Origin of the sequence: Desulfobulbus rhabdoformis (assembly GCF_016919065.1) — a bacterium.
In the GTDB taxonomy this organism is placed as follows: Bacteria; Desulfobacterota; Desulfobulbia; order Desulfobulbales; family Desulfobulbaceae; genus Desulfobulbus; species Desulfobulbus rhabdoformis.
The window spans coordinates 99,445-111,408 of sequence record NZ_JAFFQA010000015.1 but is presented as its reverse complement, the minus strand read 5'-3'; the positions used below and the strand labels follow the sequence as shown (position 1 = coordinate 111,408).

Here is an 11,964-nt window from a genome sequence, read left to right as displayed (position 1 = left end):
GGAAAACCGCACGTCCGGTTCGACGAGGGGGCGCTGATGTCACCAGGAGATCTTCTGATATGGAGTAGCCGCGTGCGGCGAAACATAATCGTTGGTTCTTGGTAATAATCAGCGCTCTACTCTACACGGAAAAAGAACAGGCCCGGAGATGTGGAGTCGAAGGTGCTGATAGGCAAGAGTGGCTTAAAAATCAGGTAGGTACAAAAAGAAAAACCCGCAATCAAATGAATGATTGCGGGTTGTATCTTTTAATTGGTGCCGAAGAGAAGACTCGAACTTCCACTGGGAAACCCCAACTAGACCCTGAACCTAGCGCGTCTACCAATTCCGCCACTTCGGCACTGCGCGGGCAAATCTACATGCTTTGAGGTTAGGCGTCAAGCATTTCTTTTGTGTAGAATCATTTTTTTGCCTCTTGATAGGGAGGAGGTCTTTTCCCCATGGGAAACCGGTGGTGTTGTGAAGCTCTGTCCGGCCATGAACTGTTTGCTTGTTTAGCCGATATAGGGTAAGTATCCCCTTTTCATGGTCGTATGGGGGCTCCCAACGTACCGGGAACCCTATTTGTGTTGTATCTGGATTCGTGCACGTTCAAATATGGAATTCCACAGATGTGTAGTAACACGCTCAAATCAAAAGAATTTGGTCTGGAAGTCAGGTGGAATACCCGTGGCGAGCGTCTGAAAGATGGCCAGTTCTGGCGAGTTGAAACCTGAGCACCTGACCCGTTATCCAGAACTGTCGTTCGGAAGGCGCATGCAGAGAATGACGTTTTGATCTTGGTAACAGACTCATTTCATTTTAGGTGAAATCAGGTTTTAGCCTTGGACGAGGCCCTCAGAATTCAGAATGTAGAGAGGAACCACCTCCTGTGGTGGTAACTTCCATGGAAATATACAGAGATATCAGCGCAATAAAACATCCGTTTATCCGTGCCCATGTTACTCTTGGTAACTTCGATGGAGTCCACCTTGGGCATCAGAAGCTCTTTGAGCATGTGGTAACCAGGGCTCGACAAGACCAGGGTACCAGCATTGCGGTCACCTTTGATCCGCATCCCCTAAAGGTGCTCAGCCCCAAAGGCATTCGCCTCATCTCCACTACCGAACAAAAAATTGAATTGATTGAACGGGCTGGCATAGACGTACTGGTCATTATTCCGTTTAATCCCGAGGTGGCGGTTACAACAGCCGAAGAATTCGTCGATCAGGTTCTTCTCGAACGTTTGGGCATGTGTGATCTGGTGGTTGGTTACGACTATGCCATGGGCAAGGGGCGGCAGGGTGATACGGCATTTTTAGAGAAGAGGGGGCTGGAGAAAGGCTTTTCCGTTCTTGTTGTCCCCGCGCACTATGAGCAGGGGAACCTGGTTTCAAGCTCCCGAATTCGTGAGTTGGTGGCACAGGGAAAAATGCGCGATGTTCGCCGCCTGCTTGGACGTTACTATCAGATTCGCGGTGATGTCCAGTGGGGCCGTCAACGTGGGGGCAAGCTGCTTGGCTTTCCGACTGCGAACTTAAACCTCTCGGAGGAAGATCTCTGTCCTAAGCGGGGTGTGTATGTTACCCAAGTGATATATGATGGGCGCCAATATGGCGGTGTTTCCAATATTGGCTACAACCCGACCTTTGGCGATACCGGCCTAGTGGCTGAAACCCACATCTTTGAATTTAACGCAGATATTTACGGTCGTCCGCTGAAAATTAATCTTTTGCGTCACCTGCGTGGCGAGATAACCTTTGACAGCATCGATGCCCTGGCAGCACAGATCAGGCGTGATATTCAGGTTGCTCAGGAGGTACTGGCACAGGAGCGACAGCGAAGACTGATCGGCTATCAAAAAGGTGCGACCTCTTAAGATGGCGGCAGACCAAGCTTGCCAAAGGTATCTCTCTCTTGTTGAGTTTTTAGGGGGGCATTAATTTTCACAAAGCCGTTGCCTTGCGTCACTAGCAAATATGTCTATACTATAGGCCACTCTATGAACGCTTTCATAGCCAGTTAGTGCCCATCCAGAAATGGTTTTTTCCCAATTTCTGCGTTCTGCTTACAATGTTTCCTTGGGATATTAACTATATACCTGATGTGACATTTTGCGCACGCCTCGGAGTCGAGGCTTACCTGAAATTGAACAAAAATCATCATTTCTGAACGGGGACCTGTTAAGGTCAGAAGACGAGGATGCTCCTTTTACAAATCAGCCTGTTGAGGAGACTGTCTACCGTTTTTTGACGTTGTATGTTGCCATCAATATACCCTTGGGATGATGCGGTCAGCCGCCCCCATGGGGTCCAACCAGCAAAGAGAAAGGTTCTTATATGACGGAAGCAAAAAAAACAGCCGATACTCAGGCTGTTATCGCAGAGCTTGAGAAAATTGTCGAGCAAAAGCCCAACAATGTCATGGCCCGGCATCACCTCGGTCTGATTTATCGTCAGACCGGCCGTATTGAAGAGGCTGTTGCGCAGCTGGAAAAAGCCATCGAATTGGATAACCAGTCCATGGAGTCCATGATCAACCTGGGCGCAATATTTTTTGACCAGGGCGACACCGATCGCGCTCTTGAGCTCAACGAACAGGCTTTGAAAGTCTCTCCAGATATGGCTGAGGCCCATGTCAATATTGGTCTGATTCGTCAACATCGCGGCGAGGTCGATCAGGCAGTCGAGAGTTACAACCGTGCCTTGCAGGTCGATCCCAAGCTGCTGACAGCCTGGATCAATCTCACCTCGGCCTACACCATGCTCGAACAAGATGACAAGGCCGTTGATGCTGCCCGTCAAGCAGTTACTCTTGAGCCTGATTCAGCCATGGCTCGCAATAATCTGGCCGTTGCGCTCTACTTTAAAGGCGACTTCGCCGAATCCCAGCGCAACATGGAAAAAGCCAAAGAGCTCGGCTACAGCGTGGATCCTCGCTTTGCCGATGCGCTGAAGCAGAAATTGGCCTGATCATGGGTACCAAGGCGGAAGAACTGCTCAGACCCTGGTGTCCCTTCTGCGGAATGGATGTTGGGCGACCGACCATGGCAGTCCAGCGGCGAATGCGTGAATTTGCTCAGGGAACCTGCGAGTGCGGGGCCGTCTATGTCAGCGAGGCCACCGGCCATAACATCGGTGCGGCCATGGTTGAATGCCTCGTCTCAGCCTGCAATGATGAGTGGGATCTTGCCTGGGAGTTGATCCCGGAAGACGATTACCTCACCGGAATTGTAGAAAACTACGACGAGGTCACTCATCAGGTTGTTCCCAAACGCAATTTGGACGGCCGTGCTGTGCGTGGTGTCCTTTATTTTGTGCGCCTCCATCGGGAGATGGCCGATCTGGTCAAGCGCTTTGAGAAAAAACAGGCTGAGCAGGCTGCGCAAGAGGAAGCGGGGGAGCAGGCCGCCCAGCCCGTTGCCGCACAAGCCGAGTCCTCGACACCGTTTGTCGCTCCAGCCCTTGAGCCGGAGCGTGACCCGAAACGGAAGAAAAAACGGGCGGATAAAAAGACCGTTAAAAAACTTGCCGAGGCTCGCGACATTGACACGCTGGTCGACCTCTTTTTTGATGACAGCAAAGTACTGCGTTACTTGCAGCGGTTGCTTTACGATCCCACCCCGGGGGCCCGTTTTCAAATCGCCTGGGTCATTGGCCAGGTCTGTGGCCGGGTTGCGACGCGGGAGCCGGGACCTGTTGCCGATTTGTTGCATCGTATGTTTGAGTCCAGTACCGATTCGGCGTCAAGCTCATGGGGCATGATCGAAACCATCGGTGCAATCATTGCGGCGCGGCCCGACATTTACGGGGCTTTTACCAGGCATCTTTTCAACTTTATGGGAGACCCTGGTACCCGTGAGGGAGTTCTCTGGGGACTTGGAGAGATTGCGGCTGTCAAGCCGGAGCTGATTCGTAAATCCACCCCGTTTTACTCCCTTTTTCCGGTGCTGAACCACACCATCCCCGAGTTGCGCGGACTGGCCTTGCGGCTTATGGGCCGCATCCAGGCTAAGGAGGCTGAGATGCAGATCATGGGCCTTCAGTTTGACAATACCCCCATCATTATATACGAACAAGGGTTGCCCGTGGAAACCACCGTGGCCGCGTTAAGCGGTGAGGCTACCCGAAACCTTCATAAGGACGATTCCAATGGCGACTGATAACCTGCAACCGATAGATTCTATTGGCGCGGCACCCAAGGCTTCTGATCCAGATCTCGAAGATCCGGCGAAAAGAGACTATATGGAAGGACGCAAGTTCTTTCAAGAAGGTGAGTATGCCCAGGCCGCCATTGCCTTTCATAACGCCCTGCGTGGTTTTGAAGAAAAAGGCGACCAGATCGGCGTTGCCAACGCTGCTGACCGACTTGGTGATGCCTGTCTGGCCCGCGGCGAATACGCCATGGCCCTGGCGAACTTCAAGCAGGCGCATGCGATCTGCGAAAAGGAAGATGACAGCTTTTCTGTTTTGTCGATCAATAAGAAGATGGCGGCGGCCTACCGGAAACTTGGTGACCACGACAAAGCTTTGGAAATGCTCTTTGATATCCTTGAGCATTATCGCCTCACCAGTAACCCCAAGGGTGCGGTTGAGGTTCTGTCCCTCATTGCAGAGACGTATAACGAGAAGGGTGATAAGACAAGTGCAGCCGATGCCTATCGTTCGGTTGCAAGCATTCATAAGCGGTTCAAGCACGAGCGCATGGCCGAGCAGTTTGCCCAGCGGGCTGCTGAGCTAGCGCAGGAAGGATAAATGTTCACCGGGATCATTCAAGGGCTGGGGACGCTTTTTGAAAAACGTCCCGCCGGCGGGGGGATGATCTTCGGAATAGAAGCCGATTTCGACCTGACCGATCCGGAAGAGGGCGAGTCCATTGCTGTCAATGGTGCCTGCCTGACCGCCCGTAATATAAAGGGGAATCGGTTCTATGTCGATGTCTCCCCGGAGAGCATACGCCGTACCGGATTGGGCACGCTGCAGTCCGGGAGTCGGGTGAATCTTGAGCGGGCACTGCGGCTCAGTGACCGCCTCGGTGGCCACCTGGTTTCCGGACATGTCGATGCCCAGGGGCAGGTGCGAGAACGACGCAATGCAGGAGACTTCACCCTGTTTACTTTTTCCATTGATGCCGCTCTGACCAAATATGTGGTCGAAAAGGGGTCCATCACCATTAACGGCGTCAGTTTGACGGTGAACAGTTGTGAGCGAGATCAATTCTCCGTTTCCATTATTCCCCATACCCTGTCGGTGACGACGCTTGGGCTGTTACGGCAGGGAGACCGGGTGAATCTGGAGGTGGATATCATCGGCAAATATGTGGAAAAACTACTCTCAGTTGATGGAGCGAGTGGAACCACAGAAAGTCGAATTAACCCAGGGTTTCTAGCTGAAAACGGGTTTTTATAATCCCGTATTTAGTCAAAATTACGTAAAGCATCGTGCCGCTGGTACGAACAGACATAAGGGAATCTTGAATATTTGCTTTTTCTGTCAATCTCTGCGTTATGCGATGAATTTTATCCTCGGAGGTAAGCAAAGACTCCGATATCATGCATATGCCTGCAGTAAAATTTTTCGCATGCCTTGACCTTGATTGAAAAATCCAATTATTCAAGAAACCCATAATTTTAGACCCTTCCTGCAATGCATAGGGTCTGGCAACGAAGGGGGCTCTCGCCACGGGCGACAGTCTGGAGAGGCTTGGTATGGCAGTCAGTTCAATAGAGGAAGTAATAGAGGATATCAAGGCCGGGAAAATGGTTATCCTGGTCGATGACGAGGATCGGGAAAACGAAGGCGATCTCTGCATGGCCGGAGAGATGGTGACCCCTGAGGCTATCAATTTCATGGCCACCCATGGTCGTGGTTTGATCTGTCTGGCCTTAAGCCCTGATATTGTGGAGCAGTTGGGCCTTCCCATGATGGTCTCCAATAATCAGTCTCCCTACGGGACGGGATTTACCATCAGCATCGAGGCACGCACCGGGGTGAGTACCGGTATTTCAGCAGCCGATCGCGCCCGCACCATCGAAGCGGCAGTCGCAGCCGATGCGACCCCGAGGGATATTATCAGCCCCGGGCATATTTTTCCGCTTCGCGCACGTTCCGGTGGGGTTCTGGTTCGAACCGGACAGACGGAAGGTTCGGTTGATCTGGCCCGTCTGGCCGGTATGCGCACCGCCGGTATTATCTGCGAGATTATGAAGGAAGACGGCACCATGGCCCGCATGCCGGACCTGGAAGTCTTTGCGAAGGAACATGATCTCAAAATTGCGACTATCGCGGATCTCGTAGCCTATCGGTTGCGGAAGGATGTTCTGGTCCGTGCGGCTGTCGAGGCACGACTGCCAACCCAGCATGCCGGTGAGTTTCGGGTCATTGCCTACCAAAACGACGTTGACAATATGGAGCATGTTGCCCTGGTCATGGGTGATGTGAACACCGATGATCCCGTGATGGTTCGCGTCCATTCCGAGTGCCTGACCGGTGATGTCTTCGGTTCCGCCCGCTGTGACTGCGGCCCGCAGCTGCATGCCGCCATGCGCATGGTTGAGCAGGAGGGGCGTGGCGTGGTTCTCTACATGCGCCAGGAGGGACGGGGCATCGGGCTTGTCAATAAACTCAAGGCCTATAACCTGCAGGACAACGACGGACTGGATACGGTGGAGGCCAACATTCGTCTTGGCTTTAAACCGGACCTGCGTGATTACGGTATCGGAGCCCAGATTTTGCGTGACCTCGGCGTGCGCAAGATGCGGCTCTTGACCAATAATCCTAAAAAAATTATTGGCCTGGAAGGCTATGGCCTGGAGGTCGTCGATCGCCTGCCTATAGAGATTCCGGCTGAGGCTGAAAATAAAAAGTATTTGCAAACCAAACGCGATAAGATGGGACATATCCTTGAGTTGTACGGCGACATGCCGATGGGATCGGTCACCAGAGATCCGTGATAGACTTTTAGGGAAAAAACATGGCAAAATACCTTGAAGGAAATTTACAGGGGACCGGGCGGAAGCTGGGCATTGTTGTCGCCCGTTTCAACTCCTTTATCTGTGAAAAACTGCTGGAAGGAGCTCTTGATAGTCTCGTTCGCTCCGGTGTCAACAGCGAGGATGTGACCGTTGCCCGTGTGCCCGGCGCGTTTGAAATTCCGCTGGTCGCTCAAAAGATGGCCAAATCGGGTAAGTATGATGCGGTCATTGTGTTGGGCGCGGTTATTCGCGGTGCGACCCCCCACTTTGATTATGTTGCAGGTGAGGTGGCCAAAGGCACCGCTCAGGTGATGCTGGAAACCGGAGTGCCGGTTCTCTTTGGTGTGCTCACCACGGAAACAATTGAGCAGGCAATCGAGCGTGCTGGCACCAAGGCCGGAAACAAGGGCTCTGATGTGGCTATCGCCGCCCTGGAAATGATTAATCTTCTGGAGTCTGTTGGTTGATGAACGCTTCTTGCAACCATACTCCTTCTACCCTGTTTTTGTGATACAGCATGGGATTACGGCGTAAATCCAGGGAATTTGCCCTGCAGTTTTTGTTCAGTCACGATTTTCAGGGGCACTCCTGTGCCCCTGAAGAGGTGGCCCAGGCTATCAACTCGTTTTGCCTCTATTTTGATGTGGGAGAAAAGTCGCTTGAGTACGGCAAGCAGCTGATCACCGGCATCTGCACAAACCTGGAGGCCATTGACACTCTGCTTTCCGCTCACTCGCATAATTGGCGCGTGGAGCGCATGTCGCTTGTTGACCGTAACATTCTTCGTATTGCCGTCTATGAGATGCAGTACTGTGATCAGGCACCGGCCCAGGTGGCCATCAACGAGGCCCTGGAGATAGCCAAACGTTACTCCATCGGAGAATCCGTGGCCTTTATCAACGGCATTCTGGATGCAGTACAGGCTGCGCTACAGCCATAAAAAGAGAGTATTGTTTTCTGGTCCGGTGTATTCCCCAGCTGGCAACTGATTGCTTCTTTCTCTGCAATCCCACCAAGTTTTCCCCATCTGTAGCTCTTGCTCAGGGCTCATTTTGCGTTTTTTGTAAAAATAGTGTACACATACAAGGGCCTTTGGTCTTTTTCCCCACCGGGGAGAGAGGCAAAGGCCGCTAAGGTTTGTCCCTGAATATCTCTTAGGGAGGATCAAATCGATTGTCCTCTTGAGGGAATCTTGAATAATTGCTTTTTCTGCCAATCCCGGCGTCATGCTTAAAATTTTATCCTCGGAATATCACACATATGCCTGCGGTAAAATTTTGCGCAATCCTTGGCCTTGATTGAAAAATCTAATTATTCAAGACACCCTTGAGACACGTCTTCGTCTCTGGAGGATTGGTGTCCTCTGGCACCAGCCTCTACCCTTTGTCCGGGGAGACCTATATATTTACGTGGTCTGCTGCTTTCCCATAAAGCTGATCTGGCTGTTGAGTGTTCAGCATCGTCTTTTAAGAGCTGCGTACTCTCTAGGTGTCGTCACCCTCATTTTTATTTGTTCCGGTCGTTACTTACCGGACTATGTAGAAGATTATCCATGACTGTTTCGGATTCCCATGCCGGTCCAAGGCACAGCCAGGAAGTAGCCTCACTGCTGCTGCTGTTTTTGGCGCTTTTTCTCCTTTTGGCACAAATCAGCTACGTCCGGCCACTGCTTGCGTCCACGCCAGCCTGGCAGGAGCCCTCCGCCAACTGGTGCGGTTCTTTTGGCTATTATGCCGCTCATTACCTCTTTTCCTTTTTGGGGATGATTGGTGTTTTTCCTGTCTGTCTTTTGGGGTACGCCATGATCTCTGTTTTGCTTTCGCGTCCTGCTTCCAACAGGCTTCCGGCAATCGTCATTGGCTTATCGGGCATTATGGTCAGTTCTTCCGGGTTGTTTGGCGCTTTTAAAGAACTCTGGCTCCCCCCAGGGTTTATTGAGCCAGGTGGCTATCTCGGTACCCTGGTATGGCAACTGCTGCACGGTGTAATCGGAACCGTGGGGACCAGTCTGGTTTTGGTGTTGGTTTTACTTTTCTCTCTTATGGCTTCGGTACGCTTTTCTCTGTTTGCGGTCGTGAGGCGACGGAAAAAAAACTATAGTCAGGAGTCTGAAGATGAACAGTCAGAACTGCGCACGCCTCCGATGCGCAAGCGTGGTGGGCAAAGCCGCATGAAAAAAGCGGAAAAAAACAGTGAGGGCTCAGAAGAAATCCCGGCAAACAAACCCGCCGTGCACAATAAACCCGTTGTTGAAAAACGAGCCAAGACGGCCCGTACTCAACCCTCCCAAACCAGTTCGCTCGGTGATTTTGAACTGCCTTCAATCGATTTGCTCGATGAAAAGCCCATTGATGAGACTGAGGTGAGCACCGAGCATTACTACGAAATCAGCGATATCCTCGTCTCCAAACTGCAGGACTTCGGCGTGAAGGGTGAGGTGGCGGGCATCTCTCCCGGGCCCGTGGTCACAACCTATGAATTTGCTCCGGCTCCTGGCGTTAAGATCAATAAAATAGTCACGTTGGCCGATGACCTTGCCATGGTGCTCAAGGTGGATAGGGTGCGCATTGTCGGCTCGATTCCCGGTAAGGCGGCTATTGGTATTGAAATTCCCAACCCGGTCAGGAAGACAGTCTATCTGCGTGAAATCCTCTGCAGTCCTGAGTATGAAAATGCCAAATCCGAGATGAGTTTGGCCCTTGGGTTTGATGTTATCGGCAGGCCCGTGGTCGCCAACCTGGCGCGGATGCCCCATCTGCTCATAGCCGGTGCGACCGGAGCAGGTAAATCTGTTGCCATTAATGCCTTTATTGCCTCCATTCTATTCAAGGCGACTCCTGACCAGGTACGCCTGCTCATGATTGACCCAAAACGAATCGAGCTTTCCGTGTACGACGATATTCCCCACCTGCTCCATCCGGTGGTGGTCGAGGCAAAAATGGCATCCAGAGCATTAATCTGGGCAGTGCGCGAGATGGAGCGCCGCTATCGGCTCCTTGAGGAGTTTAGGGTGAAATCCTTTGCCTCCTACAACAAGGTCGCGGAAGAAAAACTGCCCTATATTGTCGTCATTGTCGATGAGCTGGCTGACTTGATGATGGTCGCCTCCAAAGATGTGGAGACATCCATCGCGCGGCTGGCGCAGATGGCGAGAGCCGCGGGAATGCATATCATTCTGGCGACCCAGCGTCCCTCTGTGGATGTGCTCACGGGGCTTATCAAAGCCAATTTTCCCACCCGTATCTCGTTTAAGGTCTCCTCCAAGGTAGACTCACGCACCATTCTCGATGGTTCTGGTGCGGAGCACTTGCTGGGAATGGGTGATATGCTTTTTCTGCCACCGGGAGCCGCTAAATTGCAACGCATTCATGGCGCATTCATCTCAGAGCAGGAGACCGAGCGACTCGTCACCAAACTCAAGGAGCAGGGAAGTGCAGAGTATGATGAGAGCGTGCTTCAGGTTGTCGAGGAAGAACCGGAGATGGTTGAAACCGGTGAAGAGGAGTATGACGAGAAATATGACGAGGCGGTAGCTATAGTTACCGAAACGGGACAGGCTTCTATCTCTATGGTGCAGCGACGGCTGCGTGTGGGCTATAACCGAGCCGCGCGCATGATTGAGATCATGGAACGCGAAGGCATTGTTGGTCCAGCCGACGGAGCTCGTCCACGCGAAGTATTGGTTCGTGCCTCCTATTCTGAAGAGGATGTTTGAGCCTTTGCAAGAGGAGGTCGTGCATAGGCCAGCAAGGCCAGTTCATGAAGACCAGTTTGCACAACAGAGTTTGTGGATAATAAAAGCGAAAAATTATTATTTGGTTGCCTCGAACATAAGGCGGGGTGCCCAGAGAGAAAAGGTAATGTGAAAAGAGACACCTACTCGCCTGTTATTCTCTGTCTCCTCAAACGAATGCGGATGGATAAAACATCGAAAGATCAAGGAGTGAGCTTTAACTGCTTGCATATTCATGCAGGAAAAGCGTACAGTCATATTACTGTACCCCATGGGCTGATGCTTGCCCTACAAAGGTATGCCCCTCTTTCAAATATCGAGCATGGTATGTGCCTATGAACTCACCTCTTGTCGACCGACTGTGCCGAAATGAGGTTTCCTTTTTTCATAGAAAAAGCATATATTTCTCCTCTTTTTTCCATTTCTTTCCAGCGCCTTTCTTCCGCCATTTCAGACGCCAATCACCCTCTATCCTCTCTCTAACGCCCCCCTTTTTTCAGGGCTCAAAGTCCTACAATGGGTGTATGTGATAAGTATATATCCATAATTCTGATACTTTGCTTAAGTTTTGCTGTTCAGCCTTGTTTTTTCGACGATTTTTCTTGACATACCCCGGGCAACAAATTAAAAGATCATCACGACCAGAATGAGTGGCTGTTCATTTTTTTAAAATAAAATTTTCGTCTGGAAAGGCGTGTTATTTGAGCATGTTGCAAAGTTCGGTTGCGGTGGAAAACGGATGGCTGCATGACATGAGTATTTGTTTTTCTTGAAGCAAGAAGCTAGAGGTTATTGGCTGCCTAAAATCGGGCGCCATAAAGGAAAATCCAAGTGAGGAGGTAGTTTAATGCCAAGTTACGTAGATCCTTCAAAATGTGATGGTTGCAAGGGTGGAGATAAGACTGCCTGCATGTACATCTGCCCCAACGATCTGATGGTTCTCAATGTTGAGGCTATGAGAGCTTACAATCAGGAGCCGGATGCATGCTGGGAGTGCTATTCCTGTGTTAAGATCTGCCCGCAGGGCGCTATCTTCGTTCGCGGTTACGATGACTTTGTACCGTTGGGTGGACAGGTTCATCCGATGCGTTCTTCAGATTCCATCATGTGGACAGTCAAATTCCGTAACGGTAACATCAAACGCTTTAAGTTCCCGATCCGTACTACCGCTGAGGGTGCGTCCAACGAGTATGCTGGTGAGACAGGTGCAAACCTGGATGACGAGTGTTTGCTGCTCGAGAGCGATCTGCCGACCCCGACCAAACTTGCTTAAGTCTTA

At 51.3% G+C, this 11,964-nt stretch carries 10 protein-coding genes and 1 tRNA gene; 10 read left to right on the top strand and 1 reads right to left on the bottom strand.

Translation table 11 applies throughout. The annotated features are described in order from the left end of the window. Positions 1-253: 253 nt before the first annotated feature. A tRNA-Leu gene (locus JWJ90_RS10255) sits at positions 254-340 on the bottom strand. A 546-nt stretch (positions 341-886) separates the two neighbouring features. Between JWJ90_RS10255 and JWJ90_RS10250 the strand changes: the two genes are divergently transcribed. From JWJ90_RS10250 to aprB, 10 genes are all read left to right on the top strand, one after another. Beyond that, entirely contained in the window at positions 887-1,858 is a 972-nt protein-coding gene (locus JWJ90_RS10250) for a bifunctional riboflavin kinase/FAD synthetase (protein WP_205227124.1), read from the top strand. 460 nt (positions 1,859-2,318) lie between these two features. Further along, on the top strand, positions 2,319-2,951 hold the full coding sequence (locus JWJ90_RS10245) for a tetratricopeptide repeat protein (RefSeq protein ID WP_205227123.1): 633 nt from the start codon (positions 2,319-2,321) through the stop codon (positions 2,949-2,951). A 2-nt stretch (positions 2,952-2,953) separates the two neighbouring features. After that, positions 2,954-4,141, top strand: coding sequence for a DVU0298 family protein (locus JWJ90_RS10240; protein WP_205227122.1), 1,188 nt, complete (start codon positions 2,954-2,956; stop codon positions 4,139-4,141). After that, positions 4,131-4,733 (top strand): tetratricopeptide repeat protein, encoded by a 603-nt coding sequence (locus JWJ90_RS10235; RefSeq protein WP_205227121.1) that lies wholly within the window; start codon positions 4,131-4,133, stop codon positions 4,731-4,733. Before JWJ90_RS10240 ends, JWJ90_RS10235 begins: the two co-directional genes overlap by 11 nt. Then, on the top strand, positions 4,734-5,387 hold the full coding sequence (locus tag JWJ90_RS10230; RefSeq protein WP_205227120.1) for a riboflavin synthase: 654 nt from the start codon (positions 4,734-4,736) through the stop codon (positions 5,385-5,387). A gap of 299 nt (positions 5,388-5,686) precedes the next feature. Next, the gene (locus tag JWJ90_RS10225; RefSeq protein WP_205227119.1) at positions 5,687-6,931 is read left to right on the top strand and encodes a bifunctional 3,4-dihydroxy-2-butanone-4-phosphate synthase/GTP cyclohydrolase II; all 1,245 of its coding nucleotides are present in this window, start codon (positions 5,687-5,689) and stop codon (positions 6,929-6,931) included. A 20-nt stretch (positions 6,932-6,951) separates the two neighbouring features. After that, a complete protein-coding gene (ribH, locus tag JWJ90_RS10220) occupies positions 6,952-7,419 on the top strand; it encodes a 6,7-dimethyl-8-ribityllumazine synthase (protein WP_205227118.1) in 468 nt (155 codons plus the stop codon). A 50-nt stretch (positions 7,420-7,469) separates the two neighbouring features. After that, entirely contained in the window at positions 7,470-7,892 is a 423-nt protein-coding gene (gene nusB, locus JWJ90_RS10215; RefSeq protein WP_205227117.1) for a transcription antitermination factor NusB, read from the top strand. A 612-nt stretch (positions 7,893-8,504) separates the two neighbouring features. After that, entirely contained in the window at positions 8,505-10,667 is a 2,163-nt protein-coding gene (locus JWJ90_RS10210) for an FtsK/SpoIIIE family DNA translocase (RefSeq protein WP_205227116.1), read from the top strand. 865 nt (positions 10,668-11,532) lie between these two features. Continuing rightward, positions 11,533-11,958 (top strand): adenylyl-sulfate reductase subunit beta, encoded by a 426-nt coding sequence (aprB, locus tag JWJ90_RS10205; protein ID WP_205227115.1) that lies wholly within the window; start codon positions 11,533-11,535, stop codon positions 11,956-11,958. The last annotated feature ends 6 nt before the right edge of the window (positions 11,959-11,964 follow it).